Annotated in this window: 21 protein-coding genes; 13 read left to right on the top strand and 8 right to left on the bottom strand. The window is 36.4% G+C overall.

Features of this window, described 5'->3' with window-relative positions; genetic code table 11:
- Window positions 1-63: 63 nt before the first annotated feature.
- Window positions 64-2436 (top strand): TonB-dependent receptor domain-containing protein, encoded by a 2373-nt coding sequence (locus tag IC610_RS18825; RefSeq protein ID WP_191738225.1) that lies wholly within the window; start codon window positions 64-66, stop codon window positions 2434-2436.
- 136 nt (window positions 2437-2572) lie between these two features.
- On the opposite strand, the gene IC610_RS18820 is transcribed toward IC610_RS18825, so the two are convergent.
- Window positions 2573-3778: an RsmB/NOP family class I SAM-dependent RNA methyltransferase gene (locus IC610_RS18820; RefSeq protein WP_191738224.1), complete on the bottom strand. Its 1206-nt coding sequence runs from the start codon at window positions 3776-3778 to the stop codon at window positions 2573-2575.
- A gap of 213 nt (window positions 3779-3991) precedes the next feature.
- Between IC610_RS18820 and IC610_RS18815 the strand changes: the two genes are divergently transcribed.
- Both IC610_RS18815 and IC610_RS18810 read left to right on the top strand, forming a co-directional pair.
- Window positions 3992-4324, top strand: coding sequence for a zinc ribbon domain-containing protein YjdM (locus tag IC610_RS18815; protein WP_191738222.1), 333 nt, complete (start codon window positions 3992-3994; stop codon window positions 4322-4324).
- A 23-nt stretch (window positions 4325-4347) separates the two neighbouring features.
- Window positions 4348-4767, top strand: coding sequence for a hypothetical protein (locus tag IC610_RS18810; RefSeq protein ID WP_191738220.1), 420 nt, complete (start codon window positions 4348-4350; stop codon window positions 4765-4767).
- Between the two features lie 165 nt (window positions 4768-4932).
- On the opposite strand, the gene IC610_RS18805 is transcribed toward IC610_RS18810, so the two are convergent.
- On the bottom strand, window positions 4933-5868 hold the full coding sequence (locus IC610_RS18805) for a sulfate/molybdate ABC transporter ATP-binding protein (protein ID WP_191738219.1): 936 nt from the start codon (window positions 5866-5868) through the stop codon (window positions 4933-4935).
- A 147-nt stretch (window positions 5869-6015) separates the two neighbouring features.
- Between IC610_RS18805 and IC610_RS18800 the strand changes: the two genes are divergently transcribed.
- The 4 genes from IC610_RS18800 (at window position 6016) to IC610_RS18785 (ending at window position 10404) form a co-directional block, all read left to right on the top strand.
- Window positions 6016-6672 (top strand): YceI family protein, encoded by a 657-nt coding sequence (locus IC610_RS18800; RefSeq protein ID WP_191738218.1) that lies wholly within the window; start codon window positions 6016-6018, stop codon window positions 6670-6672.
- 125 nt (window positions 6673-6797) lie between these two features.
- Window positions 6798-7808, top strand: a complete 1011-nt coding sequence (gene pheS, locus IC610_RS18795; protein WP_191738217.1) for a phenylalanine--tRNA ligase subunit alpha — start codon at window positions 6798-6800, stop codon at window positions 7806-7808.
- Between the two features lie 225 nt (window positions 7809-8033).
- The gene (locus IC610_RS18790) at window positions 8034-9782 is read left to right on the top strand and encodes a sensor histidine kinase (RefSeq protein WP_191738216.1); all 1749 of its coding nucleotides are present in this window, start codon (window positions 8034-8036) and stop codon (window positions 9780-9782) included.
- Window positions 9769-10404 carry a response regulator gene (locus IC610_RS18785; RefSeq protein WP_191738215.1) on the top strand — a complete coding sequence of 212 codons (636 nt, stop codon included), beginning with the start codon at window positions 9769-9771 and terminating at the stop codon, window positions 10402-10404. The genes IC610_RS18790 and IC610_RS18785 overlap by 14 nt, the downstream gene beginning before the upstream one ends.
- A gap of 759 nt (window positions 10405-11163) precedes the next feature.
- Here IC610_RS18785 and IC610_RS18780 read toward each other — a convergent pair.
- Window positions 11164-11931 carry a DUF3108 domain-containing protein gene (locus tag IC610_RS18780; protein ID WP_191738214.1) on the bottom strand — a complete coding sequence of 256 codons (768 nt, stop codon included), beginning with the start codon at window positions 11929-11931 and terminating at the stop codon, window positions 11164-11166.
- Between the two features lie 151 nt (window positions 11932-12082).
- Between IC610_RS18780 and IC610_RS18775 the strand changes: the two genes are divergently transcribed.
- Both IC610_RS18775 and IC610_RS18770 read left to right on the top strand, forming a co-directional pair.
- The gene (locus IC610_RS18775; protein WP_056084667.1) at window positions 12083-13138 is read left to right on the top strand and encodes an NAD(P)/FAD-dependent oxidoreductase; all 1056 of its coding nucleotides are present in this window, start codon (window positions 12083-12085) and stop codon (window positions 13136-13138) included.
- Between the two features lie 12 nt (window positions 13139-13150).
- The gene (locus tag IC610_RS18770; RefSeq protein WP_191738213.1) at window positions 13151-13480 is read left to right on the top strand and encodes a 2Fe-2S iron-sulfur cluster-binding family protein; all 330 of its coding nucleotides are present in this window, start codon (window positions 13151-13153) and stop codon (window positions 13478-13480) included.
- 183 nt (window positions 13481-13663) lie between these two features.
- On the opposite strand, the gene IC610_RS18765 is transcribed toward IC610_RS18770, so the two are convergent.
- Window positions 13664-14521, bottom strand: a complete 858-nt coding sequence (locus IC610_RS18765; protein ID WP_191738212.1) for an alpha/beta hydrolase family protein — start codon at window positions 14519-14521, stop codon at window positions 13664-13666.
- 171 nt (window positions 14522-14692) lie between these two features.
- Between IC610_RS18765 and IC610_RS18760 the strand changes: the two genes are divergently transcribed.
- The 4 genes from IC610_RS18760 to IC610_RS18745 all read left to right on the top strand — a co-directional run bounded on the left by IC610_RS18760 (window position 14693) and on the right by IC610_RS18745 (window position 18940).
- Window positions 14693-15466 carry a HipA family kinase gene (locus IC610_RS18760; protein ID WP_191738211.1) on the top strand — a complete coding sequence of 258 codons (774 nt, stop codon included), beginning with the start codon at window positions 14693-14695 and terminating at the stop codon, window positions 15464-15466.
- Window positions 15453-15836 (top strand): DUF3037 domain-containing protein, encoded by a 384-nt coding sequence (locus IC610_RS18755; RefSeq protein WP_191738210.1) that lies wholly within the window; start codon window positions 15453-15455, stop codon window positions 15834-15836. Before IC610_RS18760 ends, IC610_RS18755 begins: the two co-directional genes overlap by 14 nt.
- A gap of 22 nt (window positions 15837-15858) precedes the next feature.
- Window positions 15859-16857: an alpha/beta hydrolase gene (locus tag IC610_RS18750; protein WP_191738209.1), complete on the top strand. Its 999-nt coding sequence runs from the start codon at window positions 15859-15861 to the stop codon at window positions 16855-16857.
- Window positions 16858-17098: 241 nt separating this feature from the next.
- On the top strand, window positions 17099-18940 hold the full coding sequence (locus tag IC610_RS18745; protein ID WP_191738208.1) for a carbon starvation CstA family protein: 1842 nt from the start codon (window positions 17099-17101) through the stop codon (window positions 18938-18940).
- 67 nt (window positions 18941-19007) lie between these two features.
- On the opposite strand, the gene IC610_RS18740 is transcribed toward IC610_RS18745, so the two are convergent.
- From IC610_RS18740 to IC610_RS18725, 4 genes are all read right to left on the bottom strand, one after another.
- Complete coding sequence (locus IC610_RS18740; RefSeq protein WP_191738207.1) at window positions 19008-19394, bottom strand: hypothetical protein; 387 nt, start codon at window positions 19392-19394, stop codon at window positions 19008-19010.
- Window positions 19391-20218 carry an alpha/beta hydrolase gene (locus IC610_RS18735; protein WP_191738206.1) on the bottom strand — a complete coding sequence of 276 codons (828 nt, stop codon included), beginning with the start codon at window positions 20216-20218 and terminating at the stop codon, window positions 19391-19393. Before IC610_RS18735 ends, IC610_RS18740 begins: the two co-directional genes overlap by 4 nt.
- Before the next feature lie 166 nt (window positions 20219-20384).
- Complete coding sequence (locus IC610_RS18730; protein WP_191738205.1) at window positions 20385-20888, bottom strand: hypothetical protein; 504 nt, start codon at window positions 20886-20888, stop codon at window positions 20385-20387.
- Between the two features lie 12 nt (window positions 20889-20900).
- Complete coding sequence (locus tag IC610_RS18725; RefSeq protein WP_056084689.1) at window positions 20901-23237, bottom strand: ATP-dependent helicase; 2337 nt, start codon at window positions 23235-23237, stop codon at window positions 20901-20903.
- Between the last annotated feature and the right edge of the window lie 50 nt (window positions 23238-23287).

The raw sequence follows: 23287 nt of genomic DNA, 5'->3' as shown, positions 1-23287 counted from the left end.
AAGATTATCAAATCATGTAATAAAATCGCCAACCGGCTTGTCTTACTTTCAAACTCAAATTTAATGCAAAGATTTTTTGTACTGTTGATGATGCTTTGCGCATCGTTGATGTTTTCACAAACTGTTGAAGGTACTGTTATTCTAAAAGACAACAAACCGGTTTCCTACGCCGAAATTATTCTTAAAAAAAACCAGTCAAAATTTTCAGCTATTTCTGATGAAAAGGGTCATTTTCAGGTTCAGCTTAGAGAAAAAGGAGATTATTTGTTAGAGGTTTTTAATGATGGCGAACTAATTCTTTCTGATAAAATCAATGTTGATGGCGATGTAATTAAAAATTTAGAAATTGCTAATGCTGATTCACAAAAATCTAAAATTTCTGAGCAGAAAATCGAAGGCGTTGTAGTAACGGCGAAAAAGAAAATTATTGAACGAAGAGTTGACCGATTGGTCTTTAATGTGGAGAATTCTATAGCCTCACAAGGACTGGACGCGGTGGAAGCTTTAGCAAAAACTCCAATGCTACGGACTACCGATAAAAGCATCAGTATCGCAGGAAAAAGTGGAGTAGCCGTGATGATTAATGAAAGATTACTGAATATTTCGGGTGAAGAACTTGTGAATTATTTAAAAAATTTGCGTTCGGATGATATTCAGAAAATTGAAGTGATTACCACGCCACCCGCAAGGTATGAAGCTCAGGGAAAAAGCGGTCTCATCAATATTGTTCTCAAAAAAAATACAAGCCTCGGCTGGAATGTTTCTCTGCAGGCAAGTATGAAAAATGTGTACTGGAATGTTCCTACAGTCTCCCAAAGGTATGGAGCAACCGTAAATTATCAAGGCAAAAAACTTTCTGCGTCTGCAGGTTTTACTGATGGAAATTTCTACTGGCGAATGAAAGGATATGAGTACAGCACAGGAAATAACAGCTATTGGAATACGGACAGCTATTTTTTTAATAATCTCCGAAACAAAAGTATAAATGTAAAACTCGAATATAAAATAACGGACAAAAGCACGGTAGGGGGGAGTTACAACTACTTTTTTGCCAATCCGATAGAGACGGTGAAAAACAAATCAGGCATAAAAGATGAAGCGGGCGAAAGAGAATTTACATCTGATGCGTATGCACTAAACCACAGAAACAATCATTATGCGACATTGTTTTATGACGTGAAAATTGACAGTTCGGGAAGTAAACTGAGCCTCTCCGGAAATCTGATTTCGAATAATGCCAATGCCGATGATTACTATAATACACAAGCGGATCAATTGATTTCAACCTATATCAACCCAATTAATCAGTATAGAATTTATTCCGGACAGGCAGATTTGGAAAAGAATTTTAAAAAGCTGAAAACTGAATCCGGTCTGAAGTTCACCAAAATTAAAAATGATTCTTATTTTAATTATTATGATTTGAATAACGGCATTCCAACCAAGAACTTAAACCAAAGCAACAATTTCTTTTATGATGAAAATAATTATGCAGCTTACGCTTCAGGAAATTATGAAATATCAGAAAAATGGAGTGCCAAGGCCGGTTTGAGATATGAGTTTACTGAGCTTACAGGCATTTCACCCAACGAAAATTTAACTACAAAAAGTCACTACGGAAAATTTTTCCCGACGGCTTACATCAGCTATAAACCAAATGAGAATAATGCTTTTTCGATCAATTATTCAAAGAGAATTAACCGCCCTTCATTCAGAGAGTTAAATCCGTTCAGGTACATCAGTTCGGCTTTTGAGTATTCAAGTGGAAACCCTCTTTTAAGGCCGTCATTTACAGATAATGTGGAATTCAGTTATGTTTTAAAGAATAATTTTACGCTTACAGCTTTTCATAACTACAGCAAAAACGACTGGGACAGACTGCAGAGAATTGATAACGGAATGAAGTACACCATTATCTTCAATTTTTACAATCAAAACCAAACCGGAATCAGCCTGAGTTACAATTACACAAAACTACGTTGGCTGGAGTCAAACGTTTTTCTGAATGCCTATTATGTCACCTCCAAAACATTCGTGGACGATGCCGTTCAGATGCCGGGAAGCTATGGTTCTGATTTTAATTTTGACAATACTTTTTTCCTGAATAAATCAAAAACGGTTTCGTTCATGCTTGGTGCCTGGGGAAATATACCTTACAAAGAGGGGAATACTTCTTTCAAAGGTGTTGCATCGGTTTATTCAGGTCTAAAATTAAATTTAATGGAGAAAAAATTAACCTTAAATCTTCTGATGAATGACATTCTGAATAACGAAAGAGAAAAAGGAACGGAATTTTATCAGGATTTCAGCACACAATATTATTTTAAAGGAATCAGCAGGAATTTAAGTTTGTCCGTAAACTACAAGTTTGGAAATAACGATGTGAAAGGAGCGACGAAGCAGCTTCAGTTTGATGAGCAGAACAGGGCAAAGTAATTGAAAATGTTTCTCGCCGATCTTGCTCATTAAGCAGATGATTTAAATGAGAAGAATCGGATTGAGTGACACTTTATAAAAAAGTCCGCTTCAAAACTAATTTGAAGCGGACTTTTTTATTTTTAAATATATTCTTTTAAGAAACTCTTTCAATCAAAGCCATATAAAATCCGTCATAGCCTTCGCTTGGCATTACTTTTTCGTCTTTAATTAATTTGAAATTAGGATTGTTGCTTATAAATTCATCCACCTGTAAATTGTTTTCAGAAGGTAAGATAGAGCAGGTTGCGTAAACCATTTTTCCGCCTTTCTTAAGCATTTTAGAGTAATCCTGCATAATCTGCTGTTGCTCTTTCTTGATTCTGTCGATAAAATCCTTATCGATCTTCCATTTGCTGTCGGGATTTCTTTTTAAAACGCCTAAACCTGAACATGGCGCATCGATCAAAAGTCTGTCAACCTTATCGTGAAGACGTTTGATTACTTTTGTATCGCTAATTACTCTCGTTTCGATGTTGTGGGCTCCGGCTCTTTTTGCACGGCGCTTCAATTCAGCAAGTTTCCACTCGAAAATATCCAGTGCGATAATCTGTCCTTTATTTGCCATCAAAGCAGCTAAGTGAAGTGTTTTTCCACCAGCTCCGGCGCAGGCATCAACTACTCTCTGACCTTCTTTTACATCAAGAAAATAACCGATTTTTTGTGAAGAAGCATCCTGAACCTCAAATAAACCTTCTTTAAAAGCGGTTGTCAGGAACACATTTTTTTTCTCCTCAAGCTGCACAGCATCAGGATAATTTCTGATTGGGTAAGCAACCACATTTTCATCGGAAAGATCAGAAATAAGTTCTCTCGGTGTCGTTCTCAAAGAATTGGCACGCAAAACGGTAGGTGCTTTTTCATTTAAGGCGATCATTTCTTTTTCCCATTTTTCACCTAATTCTCTTTCCAGAGTTTCAACAAGCCATTCAGGAATTGAATGTTCGATGGCTTTGGTAGGAACAGTACCTTTTTTAAGTTTTGTAGTAATGTCAGCGATTTTGATGCCTTCAAATTCTTCAAATCTCTTGTAATTGGTTTTGCTCCAGAGAAGATATGCGATGATTAATTTGTAGATATTATTAGGTTTTACCCCTTCGCCCATGTAATATTCAAGGCGCTTTTTCCAGCGGATGATATTATAGAAAATCTCAGAAACTACGGCTCTATCCTGACTTCCCCACTGTCTGTGGGATTTCAGAAGTCTTTCTATTACTTTATCTGCGTATTTGTTTTTTTCGAAAAAAGTTTCCTGCAAAGCATCGTGAATACCGATCGCCAGGTTTCTGTGAATTAATTCCATAAATTGCTGTAAGCTGTTTGAATCTGCAAAAATACAACTTTTAAATTTGAGATTCTTAATTCAGTTTCTGAATTTGAAATTTGATGTTTGAGATTTGAAATTTTCATTTGCCGAAAAAATATTTTTTTACATCATCCATCATTCGACATCCCACATCCAACTTTCAGTTCCGTCATCCAACCCAAAACCTTACCTTTGCAAAAATTAAAAAAAATGAGCGACGCGGTTGTATGCCCGAAATGTCAGTCTGAATTTACTTACGAACAGGACGATTTAATGGTTTGTTCCCAATGTTTTAACGAGTGGAATCCTGCAGAAACTGATGATTTAGATAAAATTCTTGATGCCAACGGCAATGAACTGAAAGATGGCGATTCTGTAGTCGTAATAAAAGATTTACCTGTAAAAGGCGCTCCGAAACCTGTGAAAGCTGGAACTAAAGTTAAAAATATTCGTTTAAGACCCGACAGCGACCATAATATAGACTGTAAAATTGATGGTTTTGGTTCAATGGCTTTAAAATCTGAATTTGTAAAGAAGGCGTAATTTTTGAAGTTGCACTCGTAGATATGGAAAAAACAAATACGCTCTCAAATAAAATTTATTTAAATAATATTCTAAGGAATATAATGGCTTCAGGAGCCGGATTTGTATTTTGCTGGATTATGTTCAGTTCCTTTTACGCTGAAACAAGAGAGGAAATATTGTTGGCTGGTTTTGGAATCTTTATGATTTTTGCAGGCTTGTTTTTTTACACAGCAGTTTTAGAAAACGTTCTTTTTTTCCTTATGAAAAGAAAAGGTTTTTTACCGGTTCTAATCACAAATTCTACATTGATTGTTCTGATGATGCTTGTCTATTCTGTTTTGGATAGGGCATTTTCTTTAGAAATAGTTTGTCTGTTAATCGTTTTTATTTCTGCTCAAATTGTAGGGTTTAAATATCAAAATTTACGACAAATAAAAAAAGGAAAGAATTGGACAGTGTAATCTTTCAAAGACCTGATTGCTGATTGCTAACTTTGGTCTGGAAGGCAGAAAGAGAATTAACCAAGAATTTCCTTAAGTTGTGGACTGCTAAGATAACAGAATTACAATCACGCATCATTTTTTATTTATCCACATATTAACAATAAGTGATTGCTTTGCTGAGGTTTAAATGAAATTGATGTTAACAGATCCCTCGATTTTTTCTTCCGTGTAAACAATAATTTCCTTGTTTTTTGAAATGACTTTGTTCCAGTAATAGCTTCCTGCAAAACGGCTTTCAAGGACTTCCGCTTCAAAACCTTCCTCAGAAATTTTTATTGCCCGCGGGTCGTAAGAAAATTTTTGAAGTTTAAATTCTTCACGTTCTTTTTCATCAAAAATATTCACCTCTCCGAAAAGTTTCGCAACATATTCATTAAAAGGATTTTTGAAAATTTCCTCCGGACTGTCATTCTGAATCAACCTTCCTTTCTGCAAAACAACCATCTGATCCAACCATGGCAATACATCCTGAATTTCATGGGTGGAAATAATAAGTGAAATATTGTTTTGTTTTACATATTTAAAAAGTCTTTCTCTCAACTCAATTTTCCTCGAAAAATCAAGATTGGAAAAAGGTTCGTCGAGTACCAGAAGTTTAGGTAAAACCGAAAGTGCTCTCGCAATCGCGACTCTTTGCTGTTGTCCGCCACTCAGATATTTAGGTAAAATATTGGCAAATTCTGTCAATCCGACAACTTCCAGAAGTTCGGTGACTGTTTCTTTTTTCTTTGCAAGATTAATGTTTGAAAGAAACTTACCGACATTCTCAGCAACCGTTGCATAAGGCATTAAATCGAAATTCTGGGCAACATATTTCATTTCCGGTTCACCGGGAACGAGATTGGCTTTCGGTCCGTAAGTTTTTTTGCCGTCGAAGATAATTTCGCCGCTTTGCCAGTTATGAAGTCCATAAATCAGGCTTAAAAGCGTAGATTTTCCGCAGCCACTCTCGCCTGCAAGCGCAATTATTTTTCCTGCATCAAATTTCAGATTCAAATTCTGAAAAAGCGGCTGGTCTTCAGAATATGAAAAGTAGAGATTGTTAATTTCCAAAAGCATAACACAAATGTAAGGTTTTTGCCAAAAAATTGCGTTTTTTTAGTAATTTAGCGTTGCGAAATTTAAAAAGATCAATATCAATTATTCATACCATCAGAATGTCGTTTTTTAATGTTGGATCTTACTTTATATTAAATATTTAAACAGATGAGAAAAATACTTTTACCTTTAATAATTTCCCTCACCGTCGGCGGATTGGCAGTTTCATGCGGTAAAGAGAAGCCGCTGAACAGCGAATCCAATGAAGTAATCACCACAAAAGACGGCGCAAAATTCGTTTTGGATACCCTGAACAGCAGAGTAGAGTGGAAGGGTTATAAGATTTTCAAATCAGAAAGTACAAGTCATTTCGGGAATATCAAATTTGAAAGCGGAGACGTGACCATAAAAGATGGTAAACTGGAAAGCGGAAAATTCGTTGCAGACATGTCTTCACTGAGTTCTGAAGATTTAAAAGACAAAAAAGAAGATCAGCAGAAACTGAACGGGCATCTTAAAAGTGCAGATTTTTTTGAAATTGAAAAATTCCCCACTTCTTCTTACGAAATTACAAAAGTAACGCCTACAGCTGACGGGGATTACAATACTGTACTCGACGGGAATTTGGTCATAAAAGGAATTTCAAAACCGGTTCAGTTTAAAGCCAACGTTTCTGTAAACGGAAGTGAAGTCAATATTGCTACAGAACCAAAGGATATTATGAGAGAAGAATTTGGTGTGAAATTTCAGTCGCCTGCAGCCAATGGGGTGATTAAAAATGAAGTTACGCTGCAGATTCGCGTGAAAGGCATGGAGCAGAAATAAATTTTTAATTATATAAAGTCTACTGATCTGTTTCTTCGGAAGCAGATTTTTTTATGATAAATTGAAAACGTTTTTTAAACTGAAAACCGTATTTTTGCAGAAACATTTTTTGAAAGGGTAATATAATGATAGAAAAGATAGAAGAGCTTTTGGTGGAAGTAAACGGTTTCAGTTCTACTTCGAAGGAGGAGATCGAAAACTTCCGTATCAGATACAGTGGGAAAAAAGGTATTTTGAATGATTTTTTTGAAAAGTTCAAGGAGGTTCCCAATGATCAGAAAAAAGAATTCGGACAGAAAATCAATACACTGAAACAGGCTGTAGCTGTTAAGCTGGAAGATCTTAAAAATGCTTCTGCAACTTCACTTATCCTTGAGAAAGATGATTTAACGAAGCCTGCCTTCCCTCTGGATTTGGGTTCAAGACATCCTATTAATTTAGTAAAACACAGAATTATCGAAATCTTTAAATCGATTGGTTTTGCTGTGGCAGACGGCCCTGAAATTGAAGACGACTGGCATAATTTCACTGCTCTTAATCTTCCGGAATACCATCCGGCGAGAGATATGCAGGATACTTTTTTTATTGAGCAGAATCCTGATATTCTTTTGAGAACACATACTTCCTCAGTTCAGATCAGGTACATGGAAGAAAATCAGCCACCGATCAGAATTCTTTCCCCGGGAAGAGTGTTCAGAAATGAAGCGGTTTCTTCACGTTCACACTGTATTTTCCATCAGATTGAAGGCTTATATATTGATGAAAATGTAAGTTTTGCAGATTTAAAACAGACAATTCAATTCTTTACTACTGAACTTTTCGGAAAATCCAAAATAAGACTGAGACCTTCATACTTCCCTTTCACTGAACCGAGTGCGGAAATTGATGTATATTGGGGTTTAAATTCTGAAACAGATTACCGAATTACAAAAGGTACCGGATGGCTTGAAATCATGGGTTGTGGTATGGTAGATCCTGCTGTTCTTAAAAATGTTAACATCGATTCTGAGAAGTATTCTGGTTATGCTTTCGGTATGGGAATTGAGAGAATTGTGATGCTTCTTTACCAAATGAGTGACATCAGAATGTTCTTCGAAAACGACATCAGAACTCTGGAACAGTTTAAGACTTTGTAATTTTAACATAAATAAATATTGAATCCTGTGATTTTTCACAGGATTTTTTTGTAAATTACTTTTGCAAAAGTGAATATATAATAAAATTCCGTTCTATTTAGATTTCGAATAAACTTCGCCAATTAGGGTTAAAGCATAGTAATGTTTTACAAATAAGTGTAAATTTGCGGTCTTTTATTTTTATTTTTCACTAAAAACACATAAACTAAACGCTAACGACTGAGTATGAAAAATGATAAAATTATTTCAGAACCTTATGGTTTCCGATACAGAAAGCTCGTACACTACTCTTTGATTTTTTGCATTCTTTTTATCCAGCTTATTATTGCTGCATTTTTTTATAATGAATTTGTAAAGGACAAAAAACTTACCTTCGTTCAAAAACAACTTGAGGAAATTCATACGCTTGAAAACCTCACAGACCAGTCCAGAAAGGAGATTCTGAATGCACAGGGTTTTCTTCAGAAATTTATGTCTACCAAAGACGAAAATTTTCTGGAATCTTATTTTGCTTCACTAAAATCTTTGGACAGTAATTTAGCCAATATCAACCGTTACGAAAATAAATTTCCGAAAATAAAAGAGTTGACAAAGACTCCCAAAGCAAGTGTTACCACAGAGAAGGTTTTAAAAAAAATGATCGATTCTACTCAGAAGTACACTTCTGAAATGGATCGCAGTCAGCTGAATGCCTTACCAGATTTTAAAAAATACAATCTCAATTACGATTTTGAGAAATTCAATGTGGTGCTTGATACTAAGGTTTACAGCGATACAATTAAGAAAAAAGGTCTGTTTGGAAGGCTTGGCGAAGCAATTTCAGGGAAAGGGCAGCGCGAAAAAGACAGTGTGGTCATTACCGTTAAGGAAGGTGTAATGCCAAGTGCGAAAAGCATCAAAGCAGATTTCGACCGCATCATCAGAGAAGTAAACAATCACTATACTGTAGAAAATAACAGAATCAAGATCAGGGTAAAAGACAATCAGGTTGGAAACGACAGTTTTTACAATGTATTTAATGATCTTTTTGTGTACAGCAACGGTCTGATGAATGTGTATGAAACGGCGGTAAAATCTTCAAAATCTGATTTGGAGAAAGAATATGAAAATCAGAAGGCTAAAAACAATGAGATCAGAAAATATCTTGTGTTCGGATCTATGATTTTAATGTTTATCGTATCTGTTTTAATTATGATACTTACGAGAATTGCCTTTGTGTACGAGAATAAATTAAATAAAGCCAATCTTCAGATTACTGAAAATCTTAATTTCAGAAACAGAATTTTAGGAATGCTGAGCCACGAATTGCGCTCGCCCCTTAAAATTATGGATATTTTCATCAGAAGAATTAAAAAGAAAACCACTGATGAAAGTATTCAGGAGTATTTGAAGTCGATAAGTTTTACCAATAATACCTTGCTGATTCAGGCCAATCAGATTTTAGATTATACAAAAAATCAGCAGGCGGAAAATAAATTGATTCCTGTGGAGTTTAATTTAAAGAATGAGATTGATGCAATTTTAAATTCCGTTCAGCCTTATATCGAAACCCGCGATAACCGTTTTGTCGTTGAGCAGGATATTGAGGCCGGTCTGCAGGTCTATTCAGATAATAATAAAATCAATCAGATTTTCATGAATATTTTGGGGAATGCCAACAAGTTCACAGAAAATGGAGAAATAAAAGTGGTGACAAAAGCTTGCAGAAAAGATGAAAATACGGTCACTTTAAACACTGTAATCACAGACACGGGCGTTGGAATTTCTTCATCTGACCTTGAAAAAATATTTGAGCCGTACTATCAGGGGGTGATTTCAGATAAGGTGGAAAATCTCGGTGCAGGTCTGGGCTTAAGTCTCTGCAGGGAACTTGTGCAGCTGTATTCCGGCGATATTAAAGTGGAAAGTGAAAAAAATGTAGGAACCAGAGTAGAATTTTCTCTAAATTTAGAATTGAAAAATGACAGAATATAAAAATATTACCTTTCTTTTGGCAGACGATCACAGTCTGATAAGGCAGGGTGTCGAAATTCTTATTGAAGATCTGGGTTTTGAAGGAGATATCTTACACGCTTCTACGTTACAGAAGGTTTTGGCTTGCACAGCAGAAAATAATATCGATGTGCTTGTGATCGATGCCGCATTTCCGGATGGCAACAGTCTGGAAATTATTCCCGACCTGAAAACGAAATATCCTGAACTGAAAATACTGGTTTTTTCCGGTCTTGAAGAGAGTGATTATGCTTTGAGATTTCTCAACGCTGGAGTCAACGGTTTTCTCACCAAGGTAAGCGAAGAGGAGGATATAAAAAATGCCTTGATGAAAGTGATTGTGGAGGGACGGTATATTTCATCGGTTACCCAGGGGTTGCTTCTGAATTCTCTGCAGAATAGCAGTCATCAGAATCCTTTGGAAAAACTTACAAAAAGAGAACTCGAAGTGGTACAGATGTACGCGGATGGAATGGGCAATCTGGAGATTGCCAATGCACTTGGTTTAAAGCAAAACAGCGTTAGCACCATGAAAAAAAGAGTCTTCGAAAAACTAGGCATAGACAGCCTTGTGGAACTCGCCGCTCTTCTGAAAAAATATTGACATTTATTCACTTTGTTTTGATATCGATTTGTCTTTTGATCTGAAAATGTCGTTTTCTTATCATTAATTTTGCCTTGATTTCAGAAACAGGTATTTCTCTGTCGATTCTATTATTGTTGAAGTATTCTAAATTACGTCGGTGTTTTCACGGTTGAATCAGATCACGATTTCTTTCTTAAATTAATTCCAAAATTACCTTATCATAAAAATACCGTGAAATCACTGGGCGGTTTGTAGAAAAAAATCTACAAGCATTGCGATAAATATCTACAAGTTTTTTTTGATTCATACCTTCAATCCACCCTATCTTTGTCATAAGAAAAGTGCTCATACAAACTAGGTAAACATAAGGTTTCCTGATAAGATTAAGTGATTTGCATATTTTAAATTACAAAACACATCTTATCGGTGAGTACAGGGCGTAGAGAAAATTATTTCATATATTAATTTTTGATTTGGTGTGAATAGACACAAATGATGAAACACCTAGTATCATACCAGCAGAGCCGTAAGGCTCTGCGTTTTGATACTTAATTTTTTTAGAAAAAAACACAAACTATATAAAAAAACACAATTGATTAACCAATCAAAGTAGTCTGTTTGCAGGTTTTATCCTGCAGGCAGGTGCTTTTGAAGGTTAAGAATTTAAAAGTTTCATGAATAGTTTCAGTTTCTTACCGCGACAGTTTAGTTTAGTTTTTATAAATCAAAAGCCCTCAGAAATTTTCTGAAGGCTTTTGTGCTTTATTGACCTGAAGTTTAATTAAACTTTAATGGATATTTTACATTTTTATAACTGTCCAGACTCGCTTTTAAAGATCCTACAGCTAGCTCGGCTTTTAGAAGGACAGGAATGTGATTGGCGTCATTGGTCACCCACATCGTCACACCTTCTTTCTCTTTAAATACCCTGCCGCTTTTCACAGACGGAATAATTTTCAGACAGTTGATTTTACCGAATTTTGTACTCAGATTTTCAGAACCCATTACTTTAAGCTGAAATGGAAACATCTCGTCATCAATCCATACGTTCATATTAATGACCGCTCCTGTCCGAAGTTCATTCGGCGTTCTGCTTCTCAGGTAATAAAAACATGAAAGCATATCCTGAACCCCTTTTACAGATTTTATTGTTTTCGTTCCGTTGGCCGGAGTTTTCTTATCTGTTAAAAGCAATGTATTGTTAGAATGATTAAAATTGGTTTCAAAATGCTGTCTGTAGCTGCCTTCTTTCACATTTCTGACATAAAAAGTGGGTAATTCAGTTTTCAGATTGATATAACTTTCATATAAATCTTCAACTTTGAAAAACGCTTTTACAGCGCCTGTGGTAGAACCTGTTCCTCTCACATAAAGGTGAGGTTCGCCACGGAAATTGCCTTTTTTTGTAGTAAGATTGGCATTTCCGGCAGTTAAAAATCCGTAATGAATTCTGAGTGTAATAGATTCACCATCAGCGATATTAGAGAGCTGAGCCTGTGTTAAACTCAGTAAAAAAATTGAAATAATGCTTAGTAATTTTTTCATAAACTTTATAGGTTCAAAAATATTGCCAAAGATAAGGTCTTTGTATCTATGTGTTTGATAAATCTCAGTTTTTTATTTAGACTTAATTAAATATGCTTCGCATTAAAATTTGTATTTTTGCATCTAATTATTTTCTTTAAAATTATTACGTATGATAACTACAGATATATTGATCATAGGAGCAGGTCCAACAGGACTTTTTGCCGTTTTTGAAGCTGGTTTGCTAAAAATGAAATGTCACATCATCGATGCACTTCCTCAGCCGGGCGGTCAGTTGGCAGAGCTTTATCCTAAAAAACCTATTTTCGATATTCCGGGTTATCCATCTGTAAATGCAGGTGAACTGGTTGATAATTTAATGGAGCAGATCAAGCAGTTTCAGCCGGGTTTTACTTTGGGTGAAACAGCAATTTCATATACGAAAGTTGATGACGAATGGTTTGAAGTAATTACCAACAAAGGAACTGTTCACAGATGTAAAGCAATTGCCATTGCCGGTGGATTGGGAACTTTTGAGCCCAGAAAACCTACGATGGATAATGTTGCAGATTATGAAGAAAAAGGTCTTGAATATTTCGTAAAAGAACCTGAGCATTTCAGAAACAAAAAAGTAGTAATTGCCGGAGGAGGAGATTCTGCACTTGACTGGAGCGTTTTCTTATCCAATGTTGCAAGTGAAGTAACTTTGATTCACAGAAGAAATGAATTCCGTGGAGCTTTGGATTCTGTAGAGAAAGTTCAGGATTTGAAGAATCAGGGTAAAATTAAATTGATTACTCCAGCTGAAGTTACCGCAATCAAAGGTGATGGAAAAGTTGAAGCCATCACGGTTGCTGTTGACGGACAGGAACCTTTTGATATCGAAACAGATTATTTTATTCCTTTATTCGGTTTAACGCCGAAACTGGGCGAAATTGCTCAGTGGGGTTTAAATATTGAGAAAAACGCAATTGTCGTAAATAACGCATTAGACTATCAGACCAACATCGAAGGAATTTATGCGATCGGAGATATCAATACTTATCCTGGGAAACTGAAGTTGATTCTTTGTGGTTTCCACGAAGCAACTTTAATGTGTCAGAGTGTCTACAACAGACTGAATCCGGGTAAGAAATTCGTTTTAAAATATACAACTGTAAGCGGAGTGGACGGTTTCGACGGTTCAAGAAAAGAAGCAGAAAAAGCGGTTGTGAAAAAAATTGACTAATTTTGCGGAATTATGTCAGATATTAATATTAAAATTACCGATAGGGAAGGTTTTACACACGAGATTGTTGCACCCACAGATATGTCGATGAACCTGATGGAAATTATCCGTTCGTATGAATTGGCGGAGGAAGGAACCATAGGTGTTTGCGGCGGAATGGCAATGTGTGCTTCCTGTCAGGTTTACGTAATCAACGATCCGGGGCTGGAACCAATGGGTGATGAAGAAGATGCGATGTTGGGGGAAGCCTATCACGTTGAGAGCAACAGCAGATTGGGTTGCCAATTGCACATGTCTATGGAAATGGAAGGTCTTGAAGTGGCAATTGCGCCTTATCCTTAAAATTTTATTTAAATCATATAAAAACTCCCGAAGATTTTTTCTTTGGGAGTTTTGTTTTGTCTTTATTTAATTGAATGCATGGACGTTAAAAAAATGAAAATTTCATAGCTAAATAATAATCATCCAGTTTTCAAACGAATAACTCCTGATTTGCCATTAATTTAAAACAGGCACTGAAGTAATTTATTCAAAATCTTCATTCACAATTTTTTCATTCAAAAAATCAATACATTTTTCTGTGACCAGTGAAAGTTCGTACGGCATAAAATCTTCTTTCCATGGTTCTTTTGCGCAAAAAGTATGGTTTGCGTTTTCAACCAGAAAAAGTTCAGAATTGGGGTTTAAAAGATGAAGATGGTCTGAATTTTTTGAAGATACAGATTCGTCGTCGGTGCCATGAACAACCAGAACATGTGCTTTGGCCATTTCCATACATCTCTCAACATCAAAACGGTGAAAGTTGTTTTCAAAATCTTCGAAGAACTGGTAATAATGCGGCATTTGCTGTTTGGTTCTGCCGTTTTCTATGAAATATACACCTTCTTTTTTCCAGTTTTCAAATGCGTTATTCTTCGGGAATCTTTCCAGGGAATCTATACTTGCCAATGTTATTAGACCATGAATTCTGATGTCTTCAGCGGTTTTAATAATTGAAATTCCGCCACCACGGCTGTGACCGATGAGAACAATTTTATTTTTGTCTACCTGAGGTTCGTTTGAAAAATGATTGATTACAACATTAAGATCTGAAAGTTCTTTTGAATAATTATTGTTTCCAAAAGCTTCCAAATCGTCGAAATCATGCGGGTTTTCTACGGTTGTTCCATTGTGGGAAAAATTGAATTTAACGAAATAAAATCCGGCCTGTGCAAACCTTTCCGCCATCAGATTCCATGCGCCCCAGTCTTTGTAGCCTTTGTAACCGTGCACGAAAATCACAAGAGGAAGTTTGTTTTCTGTTTCCGGATAATAAGCGTCTGCAAGAAAATTTCTGGTTTCAGGATTTGAAATGACTGTATTTTTCTGTACTGTAACTTTCATTTTTTTTAATTTTAATTTCGTCAGATTCAGCTGATCACACCGTTTTTTAAACTAATTTAAGACTGCCGAATCAATTGATTCTTTGTGTAAAAGATTTTAAATTAAACAAATTTTAAACCTAAAAATAGCACAAATAGAATTAAACACAAAGGAAAACCTTATTTTTGCGTTATGTTGGATTTAAGAACGGTTACCGTGCAGCGTTACATTCTTCCGCTTCGGGAAGGTGGTTCGCTTCCTGCTTTGGCAGAGGCTGATGATGATTTTAAATATGTTTTGAAATTCCGTGGTGCCGGTCACGGTGTGAAAATGTTGATTTCTGAACTCCTCGGTGGAAAGATTACGGAAGCTTTAGGTTTAAAAATCCCTGAACTGGTTTTTGCCAACCTCGATGTCGATTTCGGAAGAACAGAAGCTGATGAAGAAATTCAGGATTTACTGAAGAATTCTGAAGGTTTGAATTTGGGTTTACATTATTTATCAGAGTCGATTGCGTTTGATTCAAGTATAAAAGTTGATCCTCTTTTGGCTTCAAAAATTGTCTGGCTCGATGCTTTTATCACCAATATTGACCGTACTTTTAAGAATACCAATCTTCTGATGTGGCATAAAGAATTGTGGATCATCGACAACGGAGCCTCATTTTACTTTCATCATTCCTGGCAGAATTTTGATACTGCGGCAAAAACGCCGTTTAAATATGTGAAAGATCACGTTCTGCTTCCACAAGCAACACAATTGGATGAGGCTGATAAGTTTGCGCATGAAGTTTTAAATGAGCATCTTTTCAGAGAGATTGTCAATTTAATTCCTCAAGACTGGCTGCACTGGAATGATGCTGAAGAAAGTCCGGATGAAATACGTGAAGTGTATTTTAACTTCCTGAAAACCCGTCTTGAAAATTCACAAATCTTTGTAAACGAAGCCAAAAATGCAAGAGGATAAAATATACGAATACGCCGTTATACGCCTGGTGCCCAAGGTTGAGAGAGAAGAATTTTTCAACATCGGACTGGTGATGTTTTCGAAAAGAGAAAAATTTATTAAAGTGGATTTTTATTTGTGTCCCGATAAATTCAAACTGATTAAAAGCAAACTGGATTACGACGACATCATCAACAATCTGGAAAGTTTTAAAAATATTGCGGAAGGAAAAAAAGATGGTGGCCCGATTGCCCTTTTGGAAATTCCAGACAGATTCAGATGGCTGACTGCCGTGAGAAGTGCTGTAGTGCAGACTTCAAGACCTCATCCGGGAAAATCTAAGGATTTGGAAAAGACTTTTGGTAAACTTTTTGACGAGTTGGTAAAATAACACACCTCATCAAATGTACTTTATGAATTCATCCATCAGCAATACAAATATCAGCAGGTTTTTTATAAACCTGTTTTTTATTTTCTTTTTTTCAGCATCCCTTTTTTCACAGACCAAAAAGAGTCCTTTACTTCAGGAAAAAACTGCCGTCTCCGAAAATATCACTTACAAAAAAGACGGTCAGGGGAAAGATCTGAAACTGGATATGTACAGACCGAAAAACTCCGCAGAGGAAAAACTACCGGTTGTTATTTTTCTGCATGGCGGCGCTTGGGCAATGGGTGATAAAGTTATCGCTCCGGATAATTATGTCGAGCAGACGATTTTAAAACTGACAGAAAAAAACTTTGCCGTTTTAAGTGTCAATTACCGTTTGGTGAGTGATGATGTGCATTTTCCTGGACCGATTGAAGATTCTAAAGATGCTGTGAGATGGGTAAGAAAAAATGCAGATCAGTATGGTTTTGACGGAGAAAATATTGGCTATTGGGGCGTTTCTGCGGGAGCACACCTTTCGCTTCTTTCAGCGTACACGCCTGACAGTGAATTTGTGGGAGATCAGGAGCTTTCGAAATATTCGGGCAGAGTAAACTATGTGGTTGACAATTTCGGACCGACTGATATGAACCGACTTCTGCACACCAGAGCTCCCAAACCTTTATTATTTATCGTTGGTTTAATTTCAAAAAAAATCATTGACATCAGAACAAAAATTGCAAAAGGAATGACGGGTTATGACGTTAATACCGAAAGAAGAAAAGTGATTGAGTTCTGTAAAACCATTTCACCAATAAATTACACTCAAAATACCGTTCCTACCTTAATACTTCACGGTGATAAAGACAAGATTGCACCCATCAGACATTCAAAGCGGTTAAATAAAATGTTGAATAAAACTGATACAATGCATCAATTGATTGTGGTGAAAAAAGGAAATCACGGTTTTAAAGATACCGACAAAGCTTATCAGGAAGAGCTTAATACTGTGATGGTGGATTTTATGGTATCTCAAAAAAAGTAAAATTACACATCAGTGATTTCAGGATTATGAAACTGTATTTTTCAAAAAGAAGCAATAATTTAAATATCTGTAAATCATTAATTTAATATAAACATCGCTCAATTTAATATATAACTTTGCTAAATTGCTATACATATTGATTCGTTTTATATAGAAAATAAGTACCTTGGCCAAATGCTTACATTATCATTAATAAATAAGCAGAAACCCTAACTATTTATTCACATAAAATCGAAATGATATGGAATTTCTAAATGGAATTAATGCACTGACTCTGGTGTTCACATCACTGCTCATTTTTGCAATAGCCTACCGTTTCTACGGAATTTTCCTGGCGAACAAAGTTCTTCGTTTAAATGACAAAAACACGACGCCGGCAGTAGAATTTGCTGACGGAAAAGATTACGTTGCCACCAATAAAAATGTACTCTTCGGACATCACTTTGCAGCAATTGCAGCGGCTGGACCTTTGGTTGGGCCGGTGTTGGCAGCACAATTTGGTTATCTTCCCGGTGCGATCTGGATTTTGATCGGCTGTGTTCTGGGAGGCGGAGTTCACGATATGGTGGTGCTTTTTGCCTCAGTTAGACACAAAGGACAGAGTTTGGCAACCATCGCATCCAAAGAAATTGGTAAAACGACCGGAACTGTTGCCGGATTTGCGATTCTATTTATCTTGATTTTGACACTGGCAGGATTATCATTAGCCTGCATCAATGCGATGCACGAAGCTTCATGGTCACTGTTCACAGTGGTTATTACGATGCCGATTGCAATTATCATGGGATTGATTATGCGCTACAGAAAAAACTCTGTGACTTTCGCAAGTATTTTGGGTGGAGTTTTGTTGATCGCAGGAATCATTGGCGGACACAGTCTGATGCAGAATGAAACCATGAACAATATGTTTACGTGGGACATTACAACGATTTCAATTGCCATTCCTCTATATGGATTTTTAGCTTCAGTACTTCCGGTTTGGTTGCTTTTGGTTCCGAGAGATTACCTTTCGACATACCTTAAAATCGGAACGATCATCATGTTGGCGATCGGTGTCATTGTGATTCATCCAACGATTCAAATGCCGGCTCTCAGTCAGTTTATCAATGGTGGCGGTCCCGTTATCGGTGGTCCGGTTTTACCTTTTATTTTTATTGTAATCGCATGTGGAGCGATTTCAGGATTTCATGCAGTGATTGCCACAGGAACAACTCCAAAAATGCTGAACAGAGAGAAAGAAATTCTGTTTGTAGGTTACGGAGCAATGCTTGTGGAAGGTTTTGTAGCATTGATGGCATTAATCGCCGCATGTACATTGATGCCGGGAGATTATTTTGCAATCAACACTCCAAAAGAAACGTATGATGCATTTTTAGCTGCAAATCCAGCTTTGCATGGCGTTGATATCGATTATTTCTCAGAAAGGATAGGGATTGATCTGCATGGAAGAACTGGTGGTGCGGTTTCTCTGGCCGTGGGAATGGCGCACATTTTTAACAAAATCCCATACATGGATCAGCTGATGGCATACTGGTACAACTTCGCGATTATGTTTGAAGCAGTGTTTATTTTAACCGCAATCGATGCCGGTACGAGAGTGGGAAGATTCTTTTTGCAGGAAATGCTGGGTTCAGTCATTCCAAAATTCAATGATAAAAACTGGACTCCGGGAATTATCATCAGCAGTTTACTGTTCACTTTTGCCTGGGGTTATCTGGTTTTCACCGGAAACGTAAGCAGCATCTGGCCACTCTTCGGAATCAGTAATCAATTGCTTGCCGCTTGCGGATTGATTGTCTGCACAACAATGCTCATCAGGTTAAACCGTGGAAAATATGCGCTCTGCTCCGCAATTCCGGGAGTTTTTATGGCAATTATTACATTTTGGGCCGGTTACATTCAGGTGATGGATATTTACATTCCAAAACAGCAATATTTACTGGCAACATTAGCGATTGTTGCAATGGTTTTAATGCTTGTGGTTTTCGTGGGTGCATTCAGAAAATGGTATCAACTGCTTCAGGTGAAGACTTCGCACACCGATTTTTATGGTGAGAATGTGAAAGAATTGGTTGAGAGATAAGTTTCTTCTTTAAACTATATAAATGGGAGGCGTGGTTTTTACTGCGTCTCTTTTATTTTAGTCGTTTTTATTCTTCGAGTCTTTTATAGAATGATGAGCAGCCTTCGTCACACATAAAACTGCCATTTTTATCCACCTCATCCAGAATTAATTTATTTCCTTTAATTTGATAAGAGTAAAAGATACTGTCTTTCGTTTTAGAATTAAGCAAAACCAGAAAATCTTTATTGTTAATAAAATATCGATCAGAAATCTGCTTCCCATTTGTATACTCTCTGTAATTTCCGTTTTTCTCAAACTTAATTACAATTTCCGAATCAATTTCATGTGAAATTATCTCTGCTCCGGTTCCATATCTGGATCCGTTGAGTTGCCAACTGCCGATAATAGTCATGTTGTCATTACTCTGACAGGACAGCAGCGAGATTAAAATTAAAATTAACCCCCTTTTCATCTTTTGATATTTTTAATTTTTTCTATCCTTTTAATTTCATTCAAAAGCAAAGGAAAAGCGGGGACAGCCATTCCACCGTGATCAAATCCATCAAGTTCATATAAAACGGTTTCTTTATGACCTTTCAGCTTCATCATTCTCCACATATAAGCGTTTTCCTCATATCTTCCCATCAGTTCCTTTTCGCGGTCACCGGTAATTAAAAGTAATGGTGGCGCATCAGCACGGATAAAATGAAGCGGTGCCATTTCATCGATTCTGGCATCAAGTTCATCAATTCCTTTTTCCTTTCTTGTCGTAAAATGGGAAATCATCTGTCCGCTGAACGGTATAATTCCGGCAAGCCTGTTTGCATCAATTTTATATTTATTTAAATAAGATTTATCCAAGCCTACCATTGAAGCGAGATATCCGCCCGCAGAATGACCGGTAATGAAAATTAAATCTTCACTTCCGCCATATTTTTTAATGTTGTTGAACACCCATGCCGTTGCGGCTGCAGCGTCTTCAATATATTTCGGGGCTTTTACTTTTGGCGAAAGTCTGTAATTGACAGACATGATGGCTACTCCTTTATTTTTAAGTTCTTCGGGAAGATGTTTTTCGCCACCCGTAATTCCGCCACCGTGAAACCAGATTATTGTTGAAAAATTCTTTACATTTTTCGGAACATAAACATCTAAAACACATCTTTCGTTAATGTATACATCGGATTGATTTGTTTTTTCGTCGTAGTAATGAACGTTTGAAATGGTTTGATATTCCTGAGAAAATAATAATATGGAATTGAAAATTACGAAGATCAGAATAAGTATTTTTTTCATTTTTAAAATTTTGAACCTTAAATATACGAATTGTGATTTTTACCATTTAGGATTGTAACTAAAGATTCCAAGGTTGCTGACTTTTCTTCATATTTTTTCACAGGGCTTCACCTTATACTAGTGTATGTCGCCACTTTGTGGCTTTGAAATGTAAAATCAGTCATTTTTACGGAGCTTTTGGCGGTTCTAACTCTTTACTCTTACTTTTGAAGTCAAGTTTTCTATGAGTTTCTACAAGTTTTAGAGACTTCTTAGTATTGTAAATCCAAGTAGCAAAATCAGTAAGTGATTTTGGTGCATTATCACTATGAACGATTATTTTTTTAACCAAACCATCTTTATTGATAAAAAAACTTGAATGATTTCCATCCTTATAATTTTCAAAATACAAAGTATCGAAACTTTTAAAATTAATATTTTGAATGAAACTATCTAATTCTTTTTTCTGTAATTTATTAAGTTGAGAAAAATAATTTGTTTGACTGACAGGTTTTTTAAAATCATTTGGTGACCAATGTTCACGAATAAAAACAGAGTCATTATCTGTAAATTTTATAGAAAAATCTGTTTCAAAAGTATTTCCGTAAGAAAAATCAAATTCGTCATACTGTTTCTTTTTACAGCTAATTAGTAATAAAAAAATTGATAGTATGAATAATTGATCTTTCATAAATTTTATCACTTAGATCTTCGTCAGCTTAGCATATTTCAAAATCAAATTCTTCTCACCTTCATGCAGGAAAACCACTTTTGCTTTTATATTTTGCGGATCGGTTCCATCTAAAAATTTCACTTCTCCAATTCCGAAACGGTCGTGTCTCACTTTGTCGCCCACTTCGATATCCTGCGAAGAAGCGCCGCTTGGATTGATGATTTTTGCCGTGGCTACAGGCTTTAATTTTTTAGGTTCTGCAATTGGTTTATCGTTTTCAGACTTTGAAATGCTTTTCTTTTCGATTTTTTTAAAGCTTCTTATTTCCGAAGGATGCTCATCAAAAATATTGGAAGTCACTCCGGAATTGTTGATAAACCTTTTCTCAATAGCCGGATTAAGATATTCCAGATAAGTACCGTCAATTTCACTCAAAAATCTTGAAGGTTCTGCATCGGTAATTTTTCCCCACTGAAATCTGGAGATCGCGTAAGAGAAAAACGCCTGCTTTTCGGCTCTTGTAAGGGCAACGTAGAATAAACGTCTTTCTTCTTCCAGATCTTCTCTGGTGGCCGAACTCATAAAACTCGGGAAAAGATTTTCTTCCAGACCGACCAAATGTACTACAGGGAATTCCAGACCTTTTGATAAGTGAATCGTCATCAATGAAACCATGTCATCTTCATCATTGTCTTTCTTTTGAGTATCTGCCGAAAGTGCAATATTTTCTAAGAAATTCGGCAAGCTTGGATCTCCATCCTCGATCTGCTGCTGTTCTTCGATGAAACCCTGCATCGAGTTCATCAATTCCTGCACGTTTTCTACACGCGAAATTCCCTCGGGAGTCTGATCGTCTTTTAAAAATTTAATCAAACCGCTTCGCTTCGCCACTTCCATGGCAACGCTGTACGCTGTTTCTGTTTTAAGTAGAACCTGAAATGCTTTAATCATCGCCCAGAAATCGCTCAGTTTCGTTAGAACACCATTGTTGAATTTCAGTTGCGGAGAATACATACCCAAATTGTCTAAAACTGCAGAAACCGGAATATTCTGTGAGTCTGCGAATACAATCAGTTTGTTTTGAGTAGTTTCACCAATACCTCTTGCAGGATAATTGATGATTCTCATTAACGCTTCAGAGTCATTTTCATTCACCAACAAACGCAGGTATCCGATTAAATCTTTTACTTCTTTTCTCTGGTAGAATGAAAGTCCGCCATAAACTTTATATGGAATATTTTTTCTTCTTAAAGCATCTTCAAAAGCTCTGGTCTGCGAGTTGGTTCTGTACAGAATTGCAAAATCGCTGAACATTTTCTGCTCACGGTTGCGAAGTTCCCAGATATTTCCGGCAACGAAATTGGCTTCATCGGCATCGGAAAGTGAACGGTAAATTTTTATTTTTTCGCCTTCTTCATTTTCACTGAAAACATTTTTCTTAAACTGCTGAAGGTTTTTAGAAATAACAACGTTGGCAGCATTTACGATGTTTTGGGTAGAACGGTAATTTTGTTCCAGAGAAACCGTAACGGCTTCGGGATAATCTTTTTTAAAATTTAAAATATTATAAATATTGGCACCACGGAAAGAGTAAATCGACTGTGCATCGTCTCCCACCACACAAATGTTTTCAAATTTTGAGGCTAAAGCTTTAACAATTAAATACTGAGAGTGGTTGGTATCCTGGTACTCATCCACCAGAATATATCTGAATCTATCCTGATATTTAGCCAGAACTTCCGGAAATCTTGTAAGAAGTTCATTGGTTTTCAGCAATAAATCATCAAAATCCATCGAGCCGTTTTTGTAACATTGCTCCACGTATCGCTGGTAAATCTGTCCGATGTGTTTCATATTGGCCTTTTCATCAGCTTCCATCAGTTCAGGATTGTTGAAATAGGCTTTTACGGTGATAAGGTTGTTTTTGTAATTGGATATTCTTGCCTGAACTTTTTTTGGTTTATACAAATCTGCATCGATGTTCATGTCTTTCAGTACTTTTCTGATGACATTCAGAGCATCCTGCTGATCGTAGATCGTAAAATTGGAAGGATAACCCAGATAATGTGCTTCACTTCTCAGAATCCTTGCAAAAACGGAGTGGAAAGTTCCCATCCAAAGGCTTCTCGCATTGCTTTGTCCAACAACCTTTGCAATACGTTCTTTCATTTCCTTTGCAGCTTTATTGGTAAAGGTCAAAGACAGAATATGAAAAGGATCAACTCCATTGGTAATTAAATGGGCGATGCGCATGGTAAGAACACGCGTCTTTCCTGAACCTGCTCCGGCAAGCACCATCAGCGGGCCATCGAGTGTAGTAACAGCTTCAAATTGTGATTCATTCAGTCCTTTCAGATAATCCTCCATAATGCAAAAAAAATAGGATTACAAAGGTAGGATTTTTGCGATGGGAATGC

Source organism: Chryseobacterium caseinilyticum, from assembly GCF_014837145.1.
GTDB lineage: Bacteria > Bacteroidota > Bacteroidia > Flavobacteriales > Weeksellaceae > Chryseobacterium > Chryseobacterium caseinilyticum.
Note: the sequence above shows the minus strand (reverse complement) of the source record. Positions and strands in the feature narration are given on the sequence as shown.

Excerpts from the sequence above, each read along its gene's own strand:
- IC610_RS18815 (WP_191738222.1), top strand. The coding sequence starts at position 3,992 with ATGAGCGACGCGGTTGTATGCCCGAAATGTCAGTCTGAATTTACTTAC.
- IC610_RS18805 (WP_191738219.1), bottom strand. The coding sequence starts at position 5,868 with ATGCTTTTGGAAATTAACAATCTCTACTTTTCATATTCTGAAGACCAG.
- IC610_RS18785 (WP_191738215.1), top strand. The coding sequence starts at position 9,769 with ATGACAGAATATAAAAATATTACCTTTCTTTTGGCAGACGATCACAGT.
- IC610_RS18760 (WP_191738211.1), top strand. The coding sequence starts at position 14,693 with ATGTTGGATTTAAGAACGGTTACCGTGCAGCGTTACATTCTTCCGCTT.
- IC610_RS18825 (WP_191738225.1), top strand. The coding sequence starts at position 64 with ATGCAAAGATTTTTTGTACTGTTGATGATGCTTTGCGCATCGTTGATG.
- IC610_RS18775 (WP_056084667.1), top strand. The coding sequence starts at position 12,083 with ATGATAACTACAGATATATTGATCATAGGAGCAGGTCCAACAGGACTT.
- IC610_RS18780 (WP_191738214.1), bottom strand. The coding sequence starts at position 11,931 with ATGAAAAAATTACTAAGCATTATTTCAATTTTTTTACTGAGTTTAACA.
- IC610_RS18790 (WP_191738216.1), top strand. The coding sequence starts at position 8,034 with ATGAAAAATGATAAAATTATTTCAGAACCTTATGGTTTCCGATACAGA.
- IC610_RS18770 (WP_191738213.1), top strand. The coding sequence starts at position 13,151 with ATGTCAGATATTAATATTAAAATTACCGATAGGGAAGGTTTTACACAC.
- IC610_RS18745 (WP_191738208.1), top strand. The coding sequence starts at position 17,099 with ATGGAATTTCTAAATGGAATTAATGCACTGACTCTGGTGTTCACATCA.
- IC610_RS18750 (WP_191738209.1), top strand. The coding sequence starts at position 15,859 with ATGAATTCATCCATCAGCAATACAAATATCAGCAGGTTTTTTATAAAC.
- IC610_RS18765 (WP_191738212.1), bottom strand. The coding sequence starts at position 14,521 with ATGAAAGTTACAGTACAGAAAAATACAGTCATTTCAAATCCTGAAACC.
- IC610_RS18800 (WP_191738218.1), top strand. The coding sequence starts at position 6,016 with ATGAGAAAAATACTTTTACCTTTAATAATTTCCCTCACCGTCGGCGGA.
- pheS (WP_191738217.1), top strand. The coding sequence starts at position 6,798 with ATGATAGAAAAGATAGAAGAGCTTTTGGTGGAAGTAAACGGTTTCAGT.
- IC610_RS18755 (WP_191738210.1), top strand. The coding sequence starts at position 15,453 with ATGCAAGAGGATAAAATATACGAATACGCCGTTATACGCCTGGTGCCC.
- IC610_RS18730 (WP_191738205.1), bottom strand. The coding sequence starts at position 20,888 with ATGAAAGATCAATTATTCATACTATCAATTTTTTTATTACTAATTAGC.
- IC610_RS18735 (WP_191738206.1), bottom strand. The coding sequence starts at position 20,218 with ATGAAAAAAATACTTATTCTGATCTTCGTAATTTTCAATTCCATATTA.
- IC610_RS18740 (WP_191738207.1), bottom strand. The coding sequence starts at position 19,394 with ATGAAAAGGGGGTTAATTTTAATTTTAATCTCGCTGCTGTCCTGTCAG.
- IC610_RS18810 (WP_191738220.1), top strand. The coding sequence starts at position 4,348 with ATGGAAAAAACAAATACGCTCTCAAATAAAATTTATTTAAATAATATT.
- IC610_RS18725 (WP_056084689.1), bottom strand. The coding sequence starts at position 23,237 with ATGGAGGATTATCTGAAAGGACTGAATGAATCACAATTTGAAGCTGTT.
- IC610_RS18820 (WP_191738224.1), bottom strand. The coding sequence starts at position 3,778 with ATGGAATTAATTCACAGAAACCTGGCGATCGGTATTCACGATGCTTTG.